At 71.1% G+C, this 15,826-nt stretch carries 15 protein-coding genes; 7 read left to right on the top strand and 8 right to left on the bottom strand.

The features are described 5' to 3' along the window. Positions 1-128 precede the first annotated feature (128 nt). Together ACWCP8_RS15405 and ACWCP8_RS15400 are read left to right on the top strand one after the other, a co-directional pair. A complete protein-coding gene (locus ACWCP8_RS15405; protein WP_451116333.1) occupies positions 129-1,664 on the top strand; it encodes a S8 family peptidase in 1,536 nt (511 codons plus the stop codon). Positions 1,665-1,752: 88 nt separating this feature from the next. Then, positions 1,753-3,204, top strand: a complete 1,452-nt coding sequence (locus ACWCP8_RS15400; RefSeq protein ID WP_451116331.1) for a CoA transferase — start codon at positions 1,753-1,755, stop codon at positions 3,202-3,204. On the opposite strand, the gene ACWCP8_RS15395 is transcribed toward ACWCP8_RS15400, so the two are convergent. The 8 genes from ACWCP8_RS15395 to ACWCP8_RS15360 form a co-directional block, all read right to left on the bottom strand. Beyond that, the gene (locus tag ACWCP8_RS15395) at positions 3,194-4,237 is read right to left on the bottom strand and encodes a zinc-dependent alcohol dehydrogenase family protein (RefSeq protein WP_352264671.1); all 1,044 of its coding nucleotides are present in this window, start codon (positions 4,235-4,237) and stop codon (positions 3,194-3,196) included. The two genes, ACWCP8_RS15400 and ACWCP8_RS15395, sit on opposite strands and share 11 nt — an antisense overlap. Before the next feature lie 20 nt (positions 4,238-4,257). Next, on the bottom strand, positions 4,258-4,947 hold the full coding sequence (locus ACWCP8_RS15390) for a lysoplasmalogenase (protein WP_451116329.1): 690 nt from the start codon (positions 4,945-4,947) through the stop codon (positions 4,258-4,260). After that, positions 4,944-5,846 (bottom strand): sterol desaturase family protein, encoded by a 903-nt coding sequence (locus ACWCP8_RS15385; protein ID WP_352264667.1) that lies wholly within the window; start codon positions 5,844-5,846, stop codon positions 4,944-4,946. The genes ACWCP8_RS15390 and ACWCP8_RS15385 overlap by 4 nt, the downstream gene beginning before the upstream one ends. A gap of 107 nt (positions 5,847-5,953) precedes the next feature. Continuing rightward, positions 5,954-6,667 carry a VIT1/CCC1 transporter family protein gene (locus tag ACWCP8_RS15380; protein ID WP_451116327.1) on the bottom strand — a complete coding sequence of 238 codons (714 nt, stop codon included), beginning with the start codon at positions 6,665-6,667 and terminating at the stop codon, positions 5,954-5,956. Between the two features lie 30 nt (positions 6,668-6,697). Continuing rightward, positions 6,698-7,927: an amidohydrolase family protein gene (locus ACWCP8_RS15375; protein WP_451116326.1), complete on the bottom strand. Its 1,230-nt coding sequence runs from the start codon at positions 7,925-7,927 to the stop codon at positions 6,698-6,700. Then, entirely contained in the window at positions 7,927-9,201 is a 1,275-nt protein-coding gene (locus ACWCP8_RS15370; protein WP_352264661.1) for an amidohydrolase family protein, read from the bottom strand. Before ACWCP8_RS15370 ends, ACWCP8_RS15375 begins: the two co-directional genes overlap by 1 nt. A gap of 10 nt (positions 9,202-9,211) precedes the next feature. Then, positions 9,212-10,096: an SDR family NAD(P)-dependent oxidoreductase gene (locus tag ACWCP8_RS15365; protein WP_352264659.1), complete on the bottom strand. Its 885-nt coding sequence runs from the start codon at positions 10,094-10,096 to the stop codon at positions 9,212-9,214. Further along, positions 10,093-10,893: an acetoacetate decarboxylase family protein gene (locus tag ACWCP8_RS15360; protein WP_352264657.1), complete on the bottom strand. Its 801-nt coding sequence runs from the start codon at positions 10,891-10,893 to the stop codon at positions 10,093-10,095. The genes ACWCP8_RS15365 and ACWCP8_RS15360 overlap by 4 nt, the downstream gene beginning before the upstream one ends. Positions 10,894-11,007: 114 nt before the next feature. Here ACWCP8_RS15360 and ACWCP8_RS15355 point away from each other — a divergent pair, with 114 nt between their 5' ends. The 5 genes from ACWCP8_RS15355 (at position 11,008) to ACWCP8_RS15335 (ending at position 15,824) form a co-directional block, all read left to right on the top strand. Continuing rightward, positions 11,008-11,634 carry a TetR/AcrR family transcriptional regulator gene (locus ACWCP8_RS15355; RefSeq protein WP_451116323.1) on the top strand — a complete coding sequence of 209 codons (627 nt, stop codon included), beginning with the start codon at positions 11,008-11,010 and terminating at the stop codon, positions 11,632-11,634. Between the two features lie 72 nt (positions 11,635-11,706). Beyond that, complete coding sequence (locus tag ACWCP8_RS15350; RefSeq protein WP_451116321.1) at positions 11,707-12,732, top strand: DEDDh family exonuclease; 1,026 nt, start codon at positions 11,707-11,709, stop codon at positions 12,730-12,732. A gap of 64 nt (positions 12,733-12,796) precedes the next feature. Continuing rightward, the gene (locus tag ACWCP8_RS15345) at positions 12,797-13,030 is read left to right on the top strand and encodes a hypothetical protein (RefSeq protein ID WP_078852816.1); all 234 of its coding nucleotides are present in this window, start codon (positions 12,797-12,799) and stop codon (positions 13,028-13,030) included. A 72-nt stretch (positions 13,031-13,102) separates the two neighbouring features. Beyond that, positions 13,103-13,906 (top strand): SURF1 family cytochrome oxidase biogenesis protein, encoded by an 804-nt coding sequence (locus tag ACWCP8_RS15340; protein WP_451116368.1) that lies wholly within the window; start codon positions 13,103-13,105, stop codon positions 13,904-13,906. A gap of 118 nt (positions 13,907-14,024) precedes the next feature. Beyond that, positions 14,025-15,824 (top strand): glycoside hydrolase family 15 protein, encoded by a 1,800-nt coding sequence (locus tag ACWCP8_RS15335; RefSeq protein ID WP_451116319.1) that lies wholly within the window; start codon positions 14,025-14,027, stop codon positions 15,822-15,824. Positions 15,825-15,826: the final 2 nt, after the last annotated feature.

The raw sequence follows: 15,826 nt of genomic DNA, 5'->3' as shown, positions 1-15,826 counted from the left end.
GCCGCCTCCGAACAGAGTTCCGTCAACTCATTGATGAGCCGGGATGATCAGCGATAGCTTCGCTCTTCATGTACACGGCCGAACACACCCCGTGTCCGGCCGCCTGGCACGGATGATGTGGAGACCCCATGGCTCATCTGGGATCCAGACGGACGCGCGCACTGGCGCTGCCTGTCGGACTGGCCCTCACGGCCTCGCTCGGCTTCCTGCCGACGAGTGCCGCATCCGCCGCCCCGTCGGACGGACTGCCCACGGCGGCGGTCTCGACGGACGGCCCGAAGCTGTCGTACGTCGTCAACACCCGCGGCGGTCAAGGCACCGTCGAGCAGGTGAAGAAGGCGATAGCCCAGGCCGGTGGCACGGTGGTGATCGCCTACGAGCAGATCGGTGTCATAGTCGTCCACTCGCAGAACCCGGAGTTCGCGCAGTCGATCCGCCGGCTCAGGGGGGTCGAGTCGGCGGGGGCCACCCGCACCAACCCCATCGTTCCGCAGGCCACCAAGGACATCGGGGTCGAGGAGTCGCTCTCCGCCGAGCAGGCGCGGGCCGCGGCCGCGGAGGCGACGGCGGATCAGGATCCGTTGGAGCCGCTCCAGTGGGACCTGCCCGCCATCAAGGCGGACCAGGCGCACCAGGTGTCGCTGGGGAGCAAGAAGGTCACGGTCGCGGTCATCGACACGGGTGTCGACGACACGCACCCGGACCTGGCTCCGAACTTCGACCGCGGGGCATCGGCGAACTGTGTGAGCGGCGCACCGGACACGACGGACGGCGCCTGGCGTCCGCAGACCGGTGAGAGCGACCACGGCACGCATGTCGCGGGTACCATCGCCGCCGCGAAGAACGGCATCGGCGTGACCGGTGTCGCGCCGGGTGTGAAGGTTGCGGGCATCAAGGTGGCGACCTCGAGCGGGTTCTTCTACACCGAGGCCGTCGTCTGCGGCTTCGTCTGGGCCGCCGAGCACGGTGTCGATGTCACGAACAACAGCTATTACACCGACCCTTGGCTGTACAACTGCAAGAACGACCCCGACCAGGGCGCCCTGGTGGAAGCGGTCACCCGCGCCAGCCAGTACGCAGAGCGCAAGGGCACGGTCAACGTCGCCGCGGCCGGCAACAGCCGCGAGGACCTGGCCGCCGACACGCTGGGGGACTCGACCAGCCCGAACGACACCACGCCGGTGACCCGGACGATCGACCCGCGGGAGTGCCTCGACATCCCGACGATGCTGCCGGGTGTCGTCACGGTCTCCGCGACCGGCGCCAAGGGCCTGAAGGCCTCGTACTCCAACTACGGTGACGGAATCATCGATGTGGCCGCCCCGGGCGGCGACTCGACGGTCTACCAGACGCCCGCACCGCCGGCCACGAGCGGTCTGATCCTGTCGACGCTGCCGGGCGGCAAGTACGGCTACAAGGCCGGCACGTCGATGGCCTCCCCGCATGTCGCGGGTGTGGTGGCCCTGATCAAGTCGTCGCACCCGCACGCCTCGGCGGCCGCGGTGAAGGCGCTGCTGGTGAACGAGGCGGACGCCACCGCGTGCGGCGACCCGTACGACATCAACGGTGACGGCAAGATCGACGCCGTCTGCGAGGGCTCCAGGAACCACAACGGTTTCTACGGTGCCGGGGTGGTGGACGCGCTGGACGCGGTCCGCAGGTAGTCACCACGCGTATCGGGGGAAGGGCCGGGGACGACTGTCCCCGGCCCTTCCCTCGCACTGCGGTGGCACTGGGTGCCATAGTGCGGTCATGGCTGATGTGATCGACACGCAGAGCTCCGGTACGGAGCAGGCATGGGCCGCCCTCGGCGGCGATCCGGCGCTTCTGGACCGTATCGACGGCGGCGGACCGGCCGGGCTGCTGCCCGCGCGGCTGCCCGTCATGGAGCTGGCCCGTTCCACCGTCGCGGTCTGCGCGCTGGCCGCCGCCGAACTGGCCGCGCGCCGTGCAGGCAGCGCCGCCGGACCGGTGGAGCGGGTCCGGGTCGACGACGGTGCGGTGGCCACCGCGTTCCTCAGCGAGCGCCATCTGCGGGTCGACGGGCGCGCGCCGACCAATTTCGCCCCGCTGTCCCGGTTCTGGCGGACGGCCGACGGCTGGGTCCGCACCCACGCCAACTACCCGCACCACCGGCCCCGGTTGCTCACCGCACTCGGCCTGCCCGCCGATGCCGGAGTGGACGCGGTGGCCGCGGTGCTCGCCGAGCGGCGGGCGGTGGAGGTCGAGGAGACGGTGTACGCCGCGGGCGGTCTGGCCGTCGCACTGCGTACCCCCGAGGAGTGGGCGGCGCACGAGCAGGGCGCCGCGATCGCCACACGCCCGCTGCTGACGCTCGACCGGACCGAGGGGCCGGGCCAGGTGGGTCCACGCCGCCTTCCCGCCGTGTCGGGTTCGCCGCTGCTGCCCGCGACCGGACTCCGGGTTCTCGATCTGACCCGTGTCCTGGCCGGTCCGGTGGCCACCCGCACGCTGGCGCTGCTGGGCGCGGACGTCCTGCGGATCGATGCGCCGCAGCTGCCGGAGAGCCAGGACGCCCACAACGACACGGGGTTCGGCAAGCGGTCGGTCTCCCTGGATCTGGGCGACCGGGCGGACCGGACGACGTTCGACGAGCTGCTCGCCGCCGCCGACGTCCTGGTCACCGGATACCGGCCGGGCGCGCTGGAGGCGTACGGCCTGACGCCGGAGGCGCTCGCCGTACGCCGTCCCGGTCTGGTCCTTGCGCAGGTGTCCGCGTGGGGGCGGTACGGGCCGTGGCACGAACGGCGCGGCTTCGACAGTCTGGTGCAGGTGGCCACCGGGATCGCGGCCGTGGAGGGGGACGCCGGGGCGCCGGGTGCGCTACCTGCGCAGGCCCTCGACCACGGCACCGGCTATCTGCTGGCGGCGGGCGTGCTGCGGGCTCTGACCGAGCAGCACGACGACGGCGGTTCGCGGCTGCTGTGGCTGGCGCTGGGGCAGACGGCGCACTGGCTCTGCGGCGGGCTCACCCGCACCCAGGACTCGTACGGCCCGTCAGGGGCGTACGACCTCTCGGAGACGTACGACCCCGAGAAGTATCTCGGCTCCACGGACAGCGCGCCGGGCCGGCTGCGGTATGCCCTGCCGCCGGTCTCCTTCGCGGGCGGCCCGACGGACTGGTCGCGTCCGCCGGGCCGGTTGGGCGCGGATGCGCCGAAGTGGCGTACCGCTACGGCTTGATGAGGACCTTCAGGGCCGTGCGCTCGTCCATGGCCTTGTAGCCGGCGGGGACGTCGTCGAGGCCGATGGTGAGGTCGAAGACGGGCGACGGGTCGATCGTGCCGGCCAGGACGTCGGGGAGCAGTTCCGGAATGTACGTGCGCACGGGGGCGACGCCGCCGCGCAGAGCGATGTTCCGGTCGAACATGACGCCGAGGTCCAGGCCGGTGCCGCTGCCGTGCGGCACGCCGACGTAGCCGATCGAGCCGCCGTCGCGGGTGATCCCGACCGCCGTGCGCATCGACTGCTCGGTGCCGACGGCCTCGATCACGGCGTGGGCGCCCGCGCCGCCGGTCAGTTCCCGTACGGCGGCGACGGCTGCTTCGCCGCGCTCGGCGACGACGTCCGTGGCGCCGAAGGTGCGGGCGATGTCCGTGCGCACCTGGTGGCGGCCGAGCGCGATGATCCGCTCGGCGCCGAGCCGCTTCGCGGCCATGACGCCGCACAGGCCGACCGCCCCGTCACCGACGACCGCGACCGTGGTGCCGGGCTTCACGCCCGCGCCGATGGCGGCGTGGTGCCCCGTGCCGAGCACGTCGGACAGGGCCAGGAGTGCCGTGAGCAGGCGATCGTCGGACGCGGCGGCGGCCGGGAGCTTGACCAGCGTGCCGTCGGCGAACGGGACGCGCACGGCCTCGCCCTGCCCGCCGTCGGAGCCGACCGAGCCCCAGAAGCCGCCCTGCGGGCAGGACGTCGTCAGGCCCTCGGCGCAGTACTCGCAGGTGCCGTCGGACCAGACGAAGGGGGCGACGACGAGGTCACCGGCCGCGAAACCGTTGACCTCCGGTCCCGCCTCCTCGACGATTCCGATGAACTCGTGGCCGATGCGCTGGCCGGGCTGGCGGGCGGACTCGCCGCGGTACGCCCACAGGTCGCTGCCGCAGATACAGGCCCGAAGGACCCGCAGCACCACATCGGTGGGGTGCTGGATCGTCGGGTCCGGCACCTCCTGGACACGGATGTCGTGGGGGGCGTGGATGACAGTGGCGCGCATGCGTGGGGTCCTTGCTGATCTCAGATGCTGATACTCCGTTCACCGTACGCCCCAGGGGTGGCAGCGGTCCGTTCCGGGCCCGGTGTGAGCACCCCGACGGTCAGCAGGAACTGCGCCACGATGTACGTGAGCATGACCCAGAAGTCCGGCGCGGGCAGCTGCGGCCAGTCGGCGATGCCGGTGGCGATGAGCGCGTCGGACAGCAGGAAGAGCGCCCCGCCGAGCGCGGCGTACCGGCCGCGGGTACTGGACCGGTAGGCCATCGCGGTGAGCAGCAGGCTGTACCCGGCCATCGGGATCCGCAGGTCCGCGGGGAGCCCGCCCCAGATGAGGGCGACGAAGCCGACGAGGACCGCGGCGTACCCCGCGCCGAGCAGCAGGGAGCTGCGGGCCCGCCCGAAGAGCCACAGATAGCAGACATGGCCTGCGGCGAAGGAACCCATGCCGATGAGGAAGGCGGCATCGGCGTCGGGCAGCAGGAATGTGTCGCCGCCCCAGCCGAAGAGCAGCGCGGCGATGAGCAGCCGGGGTCCGCGGCGGGCGGCGGCATACCCGGCGAGCAGCGGCATCAGCAGCGGCTTGGCGACGAGGTGGGCGATCCGTACATCGGCGAGAACGCCGACGAGATCGACGGCGGAGGCGACGAGAAACGCGATGAGCAGGGGGCGTACGAACCGTGCTCGGACGTCCGTGCCGGCTCCGGCGCTCATCCGGTGCTCTCCCGGACCGGAACGGCGGTGGAGGCAGCGCCGGAGGCGGTGGTCGAGGCGGCCGTCGACGCCGGCTGCCAGCCCGGCCCGCGGAAGATCCGGCCGGCCCGCTCGCCCCAGCTGTCCGCCGCCCGCACGTCCCGGGCGATCGCGGCGTACTCATGCGTCGCGACGCGCAGCGGGTTGTAGGTGGCGATGTTCTTGGTGAGCCCGTAGACGGGCCGCTCCGTCTCGGCTGCGAAGGAGCCGAAGAGCCGGTCCCACAGGATCAGGATGCCGCCGTAGTTCCGGTCGAGATAGCCGCCCTGGGAGGCGTGGTGCACCCGGTGGTGGGAGGGCGTGTTCAGTACGTACTCGAAGGGCCTGGGCAGCTTGTCGATCCGTTCGGTGTGCACCCAGAACTGGTAGACGAGATTGGCCGACGAGCAGAACGCCAGTGCCGCCGGATGGACACCGCAGGCGATGAGCGGAACGTAGAACGGCCAGACGGTCAGCGAGGTCCAGGGCTGGCGCAGCGCGGTGGTGAGGTTGAACTTCCGGCTGGAGTGGTGGACCACATGGCAGGCCCAGAGGATCCGGATGACGTGGTGGCCGCGGTGGGACCAGTAGTAGAAGAAGTCCTGCGCGAGCAGCATCAGCAGGATCGTCCACCACAGGACGGGAACGCGGAGCGGGGTCAGCTCGTAGACCGCGGAGTAGATCGCCACGATGGGCACTTTCCACAGCAGATCGAACACGAGACTGCCGAGCCCCATGGTGACGCTGGTGACGGCGTCCTTGGTCTCGTACCCGGCGGCGTCCTCGTCGGGGTGAATGCGGGCGCTGACCATTTCGACAACGGTGAGCAGGACGAAGGCCGGTATGGACCACAGCACGACATCGGGCAGGTTCGGCTCCATGCGAGCACCGTAGAGCGCGGGTCGACCGGGGACCAGACGTTGTTACCAACAAGTATGCGAGACGCAATGTCAGCAACCTTTGGTGACTTCTGCCAACGCGGGCCGGATCAGACCCCGACCGCTCCCAGCAACGCCCCCGCCGCATAGGTGACCCCCATGGCCACCGCTCCCCCGCCCATGTTCCGCAGCACCGCGCGCCCCACCGCCGCATCGCCCAGCCGCGCGCTCCACCACCCGGTGAGCGCCAGCGCCGCCAGGACCGCCAGTACCGTGATGACCAGCCGAAGCGGCGCCGGTGGCAGCACGATCGCCAGCAGCGGCAGCAGCGCACCCGCCGTGAACGCCAGGCAGCTCGCGCCGGCGGCGTGCCACGGGTTCGTCAGGTCGTCCGGGTCGATTCCCAGCTCCACCTCCGCGTGGGCGCGCAGCGCGTCGCGCTCGGTGAGCTGGAGGGCGGCCTCGCGGGCGACTTCCCGGCTCAGCCCCTTGCCCTCCAACAGGCCGGTCAGCTCGGCGAGTTCCGCCGCCGGGGTCTCCTGCAGCTCCCGCTTCTCCATCGCCAGCGCGGCCTGCTCCGAGTCGCGCTGGGTGGACACCGACACGTATTCGCCCGCCGCCATCGACATGGAGCCGGCCAGCAGCCCGGCGAGGCCCGCCGTCAGCAGGGCCCCGCGGTCATCGGTGGCTCCGGCGACGCCGACGACGAGGCCCGCCGTGGAGACCACGCCGTCGTTGGCGCCGAGGACCGCGGCGCGCAGCCAGTTCAGCCGCGCGCCGAGGCCGTTGCCGTGGGACTCGTCATGCGCCTGGGTATCCGTCACCCGGGGATGCTCTCACCTCACCGGGTCCCGTCACCACACGCGGACCGACCCGCCCGGCGCGAAGGCCGGGCTGGTCGCGTCGGACGGGACCTCCTTCAGGGGCTCGGCGATCTCGTCGACCGTCGGGCCGGCCGTCGCAGCGATGCGGTCGAGTGCGGCCAGGTCGAAGCCGTAGACGCGGGCCGCGTTACCGCCGACCATCGCCGCGATCTCGTCGGGCGGGAGTCCGGCGTACGCGATCCGCAGGCCCTCCCGTGAATAGGGGGCGGTGCCCTCGTCGTGCGGGTAGTCGCTGCCCCACATGATCTTGTCGAGTCCGATCCGGTCGCGCAGCGGCACCTCGTGGGGACGCATGAAGCTGGCGCCGACGAAGCAGTTGTCGCGCCAGACCTCGCCGGGACTCGCTCCCATCGAAGCGGCAAGCCCCGCACCGAACTTGGACTCGGCGGTTGAGGCCCGGGAGGCCGCAGCGACCAGGCGGCCGTGGTAGTAGTCGAGCATCTCGACGACGCCCGGGATCCAGCCGGAGCCCTGTTCGGTGAGGACCAGTTTCAGTCCGGGGTGGCGGCGGAAAGCCCCGCCGAAGATCAGGTGCCACAGCGCCCGGTGGGAGAACCAGGTCGTCTCCACCATGAAGACGGCGCGCGCCGCGGGTTCGTCGCCGAGCGGCGGGGAGGCCGATCCGCCGTGGTGGTTCACCGGTACGTCCAGCTCCTCGCAGACCGCCCACAGCGGGTCGTACACCTGGGAGTACAGCTCCGGGATGCCGGATCCCGGCGGGGTTCCGGGCAGCAGGATGCCGCCGGTGAGCCCCGCGTCTCTGGTGCGGCGGACCTCGCGGACCGCCTCCGCCGGGTCGTTGAGGAGGATCTGCGCGACGCCCGCCCGCCGGCCGGGCGCGTCGGCGCAGAAGTCGGCGAGCCACCGGTTGTGGGCGCGCAGGCCGGCCCAGCGCTGTTCGTACTCCTCCGCTGAGGGAGCGGGAGCCATCAGGGAGGCCGAGGGGAAGAACGGGGGAATGGTGTTGGGGAAGACGACCTCCGCGACGATGCCGTCCGCCGCCAGCTCGGCGAGGCGGCGTGCGGAGTTCCAGTTGCGGTCGGCGGTGTCGGCCAGGAGGTCCGCGTACGGATTGACGTAGCCGGCCGCCCAGGCGTCGAAATCGTCGTGGTACCTGGACTCCAGGTACGGCCTGTAGTCGAGGAGATCGGCGCCCGCGTGACAGTCGGCGGAGATGACGGTGTAGCGCTCGCGGGACATCAGCCGACCCCCAGGACCGGGAAGTCGTGGTCGGTCAGCCAGTGCCGGCCCACCTCGCGCGAGCGTGCCCAGGACGCTTCGACCGCCGTCCGGTCGGCGCTCTGGCCCAGCTCCTGCGGGGTCGGGCCGATGCGCCGGGCGATCGGCGCGAGCTTCGCCGTGTCGAAGCCGAAGACCTCGGCGGCGGCGAGTCCCAGCATCCTGCGGGTCTCGGCCACCGGGATGTCGTGAAAGGTGGCGCGCAGCCAGCCGGCGGTGTTCGGCCAGGTGCCTTCGGGGTGCGGGAAGTCGCTGCCCCACAGGATGTTGTCGACGCCGATCTCGTACCGCTGGGCGAGCTCGCGGCGCTTGGTGTTGGTGGCGCAGATGAAGACCTGGCGGTCCAGGTACTCGTGCGGGGGCCGCTTCAGCTCGGCGAACGGCGAGAGTTTCTTTCCGCCGTGGGCGCCCAGGTAGAGCCGGTCCATGAACCAGAGCAGGTTCGGCAGCCACCAGCAGCCTGACTCGGCGACGCCGAACCTCAGCCCCGGGTGGCGTTCGAAGGCGCCCGACCAGAGCAGGAACCAGAGCGGGCGGGACGGCCACCAGGTGACCTCGGAGACGTAGATCCCCAGGTGGTCGCCGTACTCGTGGCGCGGGGCCGCGCCGGAGTGGGTGACGACCGGCATCGCCGTCTCGGCGGCAGCCGCCCACACGGGGTCGTAACGGCGGTCGTGGTACGGGGCCTTGTCCACCCACATGGAGGGGATCATCAGCGCCCCGAGACCGGACTCCTTGGCCCGGTGGATCTCGGCGACGACACGGTCGACCTCGCCCGTGACGGGCAACAGGGCGACTCCGCAGTGCCGTTCGGGGTTCTGTGAGACGAAGTCGGCGAGCCACCGGTTGTGGGCCTGTGCGCCGGCCATGCCGAGTTCCGGGTCCTGGTCGCCGGAGAGGCCGAGACCGACGCCGAACGGGGCGGCGGTCCGGCTGTCGACGGCGTCCGCGTCCGGAAAGACGACCTCGGCTGCCACCCCGTCGCCGTCGAGCTCCTTGAGCCGCTGCGCGGCGTCCCAACCACCCCTCAGCCCTTCCTCGTTGTCGTGGAACCACTTGTCGGCGAAGGCCTCGTTGCGTACGCCGAGGCGGGTCATCTCCTCGCGGCGGCGGTCGCGACCGGCGAGGAAGTCGTCGAACTCCCGGTGGAAGCGGGCGTCCAGATAGGGCCGGTACTCCTCGGTGGGCAGTCCGGCGTGGCAGTCGGAGGAGATGATCAGATACGGGTCGGTCATCGCTCGCCCCTCAGTCGAGTATGAAGCTCTCCAGGTACGACGGGTTCGCCCGGTCGAGCATCGACTGCGACCTGGCACGGATCTGCCGGTCGCTGTGCTCGCTCGGCGGCAGCAGCCAGAAGCGGTCGGCGCGGATCCCGTCCACGACCGTGCCCGCGACCTCCTCCACCGGTGTGAACTCGACCTCGTGGCCCGCCGCCCTCATGGCGGACTCCCACTGGTCGAGGCTGCGGTACGGGGTCCGGCGCGGCCGCTCCTTGGCGTACCGCTCGGGCCGGTTGCGGTGCGACTCCCACAGTCCGGTACGGAGCATGTTCGGGCCGGGGAAGAGCACCGAGGCGCCGACGGCCGCGCCCTCCGCCTTCAGATGCGCGTAGAGCGACTCGGTCATCGTGACGACGGCGGACTTGGTGACCGCGTAGACGGAGGCGGTCGGCAGCGGGGCGATGCCGCCGTCGCCGGACGAGGTGTTGACGACCCGGCCTGGCTCGCCGCCCTCTATCATCCGGGGCACGAAGGCCTGGATGCCGTGGAAGACACCCCACACATTGACGGCGAACGCCCACTTCCAGTCGTTCGGCTCGTGCTCCCACATCCGGCCCTCGGCACCGGAGCCGACGCCCGCGTTGTTGCACAGCACATGGACGGCGCCGAAGGTGTCGTACGCGGCGTCGGCGAGTGCCTGGACGGAGTCCTGCTCGCTGACGTCGACCACCCGCGCCATCACCTGCGCGCCGTCCTCGCGCAGCTCCCCCGCCGCCTTGTCGAGCGCGCCCTCCTCCACGTCGGCGAGGACGACCTTCAGTCCCTCGGCCGCGAACCTGCGGGCCATCGCGAGCCCGATGCCGCTCGCGGCGCCGGTGACGACAGCGACCTGCCCCTCCCCCAGCCTCATCGGACACTCCCCTGCGGCGGGCCGTCGTGGATCTGCTGCGGGTCGTCGTAGCGCTGGTGGATGTACGGCAGCAGCGCCTCGGCGCTCACCCGCTCGACGGCCCTGCCCTGCTGGTCGCTGGTCTTCTCGCCGATGCTCAGATCGATCAGCCGGCGCACGGGGAGGTCGGCGACCGGGTCGTACATCGACTCACGCAGCACCACATCGCCCGAGATCCGCTCCAGCTTGCGGACCTTCTCGTGGCGGATGCAGTGGATCAGTACGGGATCGGCGTCGAAGCCCTCACCGTCCACGGCGGGCAGGAACTTGAAGTAGAAGTCGAGCTTCTCCGCCGGTTCGGGCAGCGGCAGCTGCTCGCCGACCGCGCCGCGTATCTCGACGAACGCGATGCCGTGCCGGACGAGCGCGGCCCGGACGACGAGTCCGTCGCGTTCGACAGTCACCTCACCCAGCTTCTTCGGTTCGCCGAAGACCTCACGGCCGCCGATCAGTGCCCGCTCGTGGGTCATCGGCATGACGAGCGGATACCAGCCCTCGTGCCCGTCGTGGACGGCGGCGACGGCGACGGAGCCCGCACCGAGCGGATAACCGGGGAGGTCGACCTTGCTGATGGCGGCGCGGACGAGCGGGCGTCCAGCGGGTTTGAGGGGCGGTGGCAGGACCGCCGCCACCGCGTCGGGGTCGCTCTCCCAGACGGCGACCACCCCCGTGGACCAGATGTCGGGGAGCTTGGAGCGGGCTGTGCGGGCCGTCGCGATCTCGGCGTCGGTGCGCGCACCGTACCGTACACGTGCCATGGACGTACCACCCTTCTCGGTTGTCCGTGCCCGGGTTCTGTAACACAGTTACACCGGCGCGAATGAAGGGTAAATAGGCGTGCACGTAATGGAGTTCGGAGAGCTGGGAGTACCGTGGCGCGAACGTCGCTGACCCGCGAAGAGGTTCTGGAGGCCGCTGCCGCCCTGGTGCGGCAGCACGGCCCGGAGGCCCTCACCATGCGCAAGCTGGCCGCCGAGCTGGGCACGGCGGTCACCTCGATCTACTGGCATGTCGGCAATCGCGAGTCGCTGCTCGACGCCCTGGTGGAGCGCACCGTCCAGGAGATGGGCGCCGTCCGCCCGGCCGGACGGACCCCGGCGGCCCGGATCGTCTCCGTCGCCCGGGGTCTGCGCCGCGAACTGCGCGCCCGCCCCCATCTGATCGCGATGGTCCATGAACGCGGTCTCACGGAGCGGATGTTCCTGCCCGCTCAGCAGGCCCTCGTCCACGAGGTGCACGCCGCGGGGCTGCGCGGGGCGCGGGCCGCCGACGCGGTACGGGCGGTGCAGTTCCAGACCGTCGGCTTCCTGCTCGTCGAACGCAACCGGGAACGCTCCCCGGTCCAGTCCCCCGGCGAGAGTGATCTCTGGGACGCGGTCACGGCCGAGCACGACCCGGCGCTGGCCCGCGCGCTCGCTCTCCCCGCCGACCAGGAACGACTGTTCACGGCGTCGATGCGGGCGCTGGTGAACGGACTGCTCGCCACCGGTGGAAGCTAGCCGGACCCTCGCCGGGCGGCTCGAACAGAACGCTCCCGGATGGGGGGCTGTCAGTCCCGGCCCGTATTCTCTGTGACCATGCTCGACGACCGCCAGACCGCAGCACCGTGGCCGACCGCCTACCCACAGGGGTACGCGGTCGTCGACGTGGAGACCACCGGACTCGCCCGGGACGACCGGATAGTGTCCGCTGCCGTCTACCGGCTGGACGCGCAGGGCAACGTCGAGGACCACTGGTACACCCTCGTCAACCCGGAGCGGGACCCCGGACCCGTCTGGATCCACGGCCTGACCAGCGATGTCCTGGAGGGTGCCCCGCTCTTCCCGGAAGTCGCCGCCGAGCTGTCCGAGCGGCTCGCGGGCCGCGTGCTCGTCGCGCACAACGCCGCCTTCGACTGGTCGATGCTGGCCCGGGAGTACGCGCGCGCCGCGGTCGTCGCCCCGGTCGAGCACCGGCTCTGCACCATCGCGCTCTCCAAGGAGCTCCGGCTGCCGCTGCCCAACCACAAGCTGCAGTCACTGGCCGCGCACTTCGGAGTCGTACAGCAGCATGCGCACCACGCGCTGGACGATGCCCGGGTGCTGGCCGAGGCGTTCCGGCCGAGTCTGCATGCGGCGGCGCGCGACGGGGTGCGGCTGCCGCTGCTGGAGTGCCGCCCGCTGACCGAGTGGTCGGACTCCCCGGTCACCCCGCGGGTCGGCTATCAGCCGTCGTACGGCAGCCAGAGCAGCTGGCGCCCTTCGCGCAAGCGGCCGGCCTGCCCGTATCCGAACCCGGGACGGTACAACAAGGACAAACCACTCATGCAGGGCATGCGGGTGGCGTTCTCCGGGGACACCTCCATCGACCGTGAGCTGCTGGAGGACCGGGCGATCGAGGCCGGGCTGCATGTGGCGACCAGCGTCTCCCGGCTGACCAGCCTGCTGGTCACCAACGACCCCGACGCGGCGACGTCGAAGACCGTGAAGGCAAAGGCGTTCGGCACACCGATCGTGGACGAGAGCGCCTTCACCCATCTGCTGCGGGATGTGGCACAGGTGTCGACGACGACGGGGGCCCCGGTGGCTCCCGCCCTGCCGACGCCGTCATCGGAGTGAACCGGGGGCGACTCGCCCGTCCGCCGCTCGCCGCCCGGCGCCCCCGCGTCCCACCCTGTGGCGCATGGCACGTTGTGAAGTTTGCGGAAACGACTACGGCATGTCGTTCGAGGTGCACGCGCAGGGCGCGGTGCATGTCTTCGACTGTTTCTCCTGCGCCATTCACCGGATGGCGCCCATCTGTGAGCACTGCAGGGTCCAGGTCATCGGCCAGGGTGTCGAGGTGGACGGGCACTGGTTCTGCGGCGGTCACTGCGCCCGGGCCGAGGGGAAGGTGGGCATCATCGACAAAGTCTGACCACCGGCCGCACGGCCCCGTTCCGCCACCCCCTCCGCGATGCACCCCATGACGCAGTTGTACCGTCGTGGGGTGTACCGCTTCCTGTTGACCCGGCAGTGGCTGATCCTCGCCCTCCTCACCCTCGTCCTCATTCCCACGATGGTCGAGCTGGGCTTCTGGCAGCTGCACCGGCATGAGCACCGGGTGGCGCAGAACGCTCTGATCTCGCACAACCTCAAGGCGAAGCCGGTTCCGGTCGCCACGCTCACCTCCCCGGGTCACACGATCCCGCGCTCCGACTACTGGCGTGCGGTGACGGCCACGGGGACGTACGACACGGAGCACGAGGTCGTCGTGCGCCGCCGGACCTCCACCGACGGAAGCATCGGTTTCCACGTACTGATCCCGCTCGACCTCAAGGGCGGCGGTACGGTCCTGATCAACCGCGGCTGGGTCCCCGCCGCCGACGACCAGCGCGCCTTCCCGGACGTCCCGGCCGTGCCCAAGGGCGAGGTGACCGTCACGGGGCGGCTCAAGGCCGACGAGACGACGGGAACAAGCGGCATCAAGGATCTGTCGGACCTGCCGGACCGCCAGGTGATGCTGATCAACAGCGCCCAGCAGGCCAAGGCGCTCTCCCGGCCGGTCCTCGGCGGCTACATCGAGCAGACCGGGCCCGAACCGGCCGGCGACGTCCCCGAGCTGATCGAGGCCCCCGACGACAGCTCCATCGGTCCGCACATGGCGTATGCGGTCCAGTGGTGGCTGTTCGCCTCCGGCGTCCCGGTCGGATATGTGGTGCTGGCCCGGCGCGAGAAGCGCGACCGGGTGGAGGCCGCGGCCAAGGCCGAGGCGTCGGGAGAGCCGGAGAAGCCCGAGCCGGCGACGGCCTGACACAGTGCCCGCGACAGCTCGACCGGTGGCCGCTCGACGGGCTCCGCGGCAGGAGTCTGCGGCCGCCCGTGGGACACCGGCTGCTTAGCGAGGCCCCGGTTCGGGAACACGGCAGAACGTGACCCCACGCATCGAGGACTACGCCCTCATCGGCGATCTGCAGACAGCCGCCCTGGTAGGCAGGAACGGTTCTGTGGACTGGCTCTGTCTGCCCCGCTTCGACTCGGGCGCCTGCTTCGCCGCCCTGCTCGGCGACGACGACAACGGCCACTGGCGCATCGCCCCGAAGGGCGCGGACACCTGCACCCGGCGCGGCTACGTGGGTGACTCCCTCGTCCTGGAGACGTTCTGGGAGACCCGCACCGGCACCGTCAAGGTCATCGACTTCATGCCGCAGCGCGACCAGGAACCCGATGTCATGCGGATCGTCGAGGGGATCAGCGGCACCGTCGACATGACATCGGTGATCCGGCTGCGCTTCGACTTCGGCTCCATCGTGCCGTGGGTGCGCCGCTCGCAGGGTCACCGGGTGGCGGTCGCCGGACCCGACTCGGTCTGGCTGCGCAGCGAGCCACCGGTCAAGACGTGGGGCCAGGAGTTCTCCACCTGCTCGTCGTTCAGCGTCTCCGCGGGCGAGCAGGTGGCTTTCGTACTGACCTGGCACCCCTCGCACTCGCCGCGCCCCGATCTCGTCGATCCGCACGAGGCGCTGAAGAACACCCTTTCCGACTGGGCCGAGTGGTCGGCCCGCTGCAAGTACCGGGGCCCGTACCGGGAATCCGTGATCCGCTCGCTGATCACCCTCAAGGCGCTCACCTTCGCCCCGACCGGCGGCATCGTGGCGGCCCCCACCACATCGCTGCCGGAGGAGATCGGCGGCGTACGGAACTGGGACTACCGCTTCTGCTGGCTGCGGGACTCCACCCTGGCGCTCAACGCGCTGCTCTCGGCCGGCTATGTGGGGGAGGCCGCCGCCTGGCGGGACTGGCTGCTGCGCGCCGTCGCCGGGGACCCCGCCGATCTGCAGATCATGTACGGCCTGTCGGGCGAACGGCGGCTGCCCGAGGCGGAGCTGCCATGGCTGAGCGGATACGAGAACTCCAGCCCGGTCCGCATCGGCAACGCGGCGGTCCGGCAACGGCAGCTCGATGTGTACGGAGAGGTCATCGACTCGCTCCGGCTCGCGCGCGAGGCGGGCCTTGCCGATCAACCACACGCCTGGAGCCTGCAGCTCAGCCTGCTCGGGTTCCTGGAGTCCACCTGGCGCGAGCCGGACGAGGGACTCTGGGAGATCCGCGGCCAGCGCCGCCACTTCGTGCACTCGAAGGTGATGGCCTGGGTCGCCGCCGACCGCGCGGTGCGCACCCTGGAGGCGAACCCGTCGCTGGCCGGGGACGCCGAACGGTGGCGGGTGATGCGGGACGCCGTGCACCGGGAGGTGTGTGAGAAGGGGTACGACCCGGTACGGAACACGTTCACGCAGTCGTACGGCTCCCGGGACCTGGACGCCGCGACGCTGCTGATCGCCCGGACCGGATTCCTGCCGCCGGACGATCCTCGACTCGTCGGCACGGTCGACGCGGTCCGGGACGAGCTGGGCAGCGACGGTCTGGTCCGCCGCTACAGCACGGAGGGTGTCTCGATCGACGGGCTGCCGGGCGGCGAAGGGGCGTTCCTGGCGTGCTCGTTCTGGCTGGCGGACGCGCTGCGCCTGACCGGGCGCGCCGAGGAGGCCACCGAACTCTTCGAGCGGCTCCTCGCGCTCCGCAACGATGTCGGGCTGCTCGCCGAGGAGTACGACACCGTGGCGGAGCGGCAGCTGGGCAATTTCCCGCAGGCATTCAGCCATATCGGACTGGTGGGCACCGCGGTCGCACTGACCGGGGAGGACATGCTGGAGGCCGAGACGGCAGGATAGGG

The organism is Streptomyces sp. NPDC002206, assembly GCF_053593595.1.
Note: the sequence above shows the minus strand (reverse complement) of the source record. Positions and strands in the feature narration are given on the sequence as shown.

Bases quoted from the DNA above. Each gene is read 5' to 3' on its own strand.
- ACWCP8_RS15405 (WP_451116333.1), top strand. From the start codon at position 129: ATGGCTCATCTGGGATCCAGACGGACGCGCGCACTGGCGCTGCCTGTC.
- ACWCP8_RS15400 (WP_451116331.1), top strand. From the start codon at position 1,753: ATGGCTGATGTGATCGACACGCAGAGCTCCGGTACGGAGCAGGCATGG.
- ACWCP8_RS15395 (WP_352264671.1), bottom strand. From the start codon at position 4,237: ATGCGCGCCACTGTCATCCACGCCCCCCACGACATCCGTGTCCAGGAG.
- ACWCP8_RS15390 (WP_451116329.1), bottom strand. From the start codon at position 4,947: ATGAGCGCCGGAGCCGGCACGGACGTCCGAGCACGGTTCGTACGCCCC.
- ACWCP8_RS15385 (WP_352264667.1), bottom strand. From the start codon at position 5,846: ATGGAGCCGAACCTGCCCGATGTCGTGCTGTGGTCCATACCGGCCTTC.
- ACWCP8_RS15375 (WP_451116326.1), bottom strand. From the start codon at position 7,927: ATGTCCCGCGAGCGCTACACCGTCATCTCCGCCGACTGTCACGCGGGC.
- ACWCP8_RS15370 (WP_352264661.1), bottom strand. From the start codon at position 9,201: ATGACCGACCCGTATCTGATCATCTCCTCCGACTGCCACGCCGGACTG.
- ACWCP8_RS15365 (WP_352264659.1), bottom strand. From the start codon at position 10,096: ATGAGGCTGGGGGAGGGGCAGGTCGCTGTCGTCACCGGCGCCGCGAGC.
- ACWCP8_RS15360 (WP_352264657.1), bottom strand. From the start codon at position 10,893: ATGGCACGTGTACGGTACGGTGCGCGCACCGACGCCGAGATCGCGACG.
- ACWCP8_RS15345 (WP_078852816.1), top strand. From the start codon at position 12,797: ATGGCACGTTGTGAAGTTTGCGGAAACGACTACGGCATGTCGTTCGAG.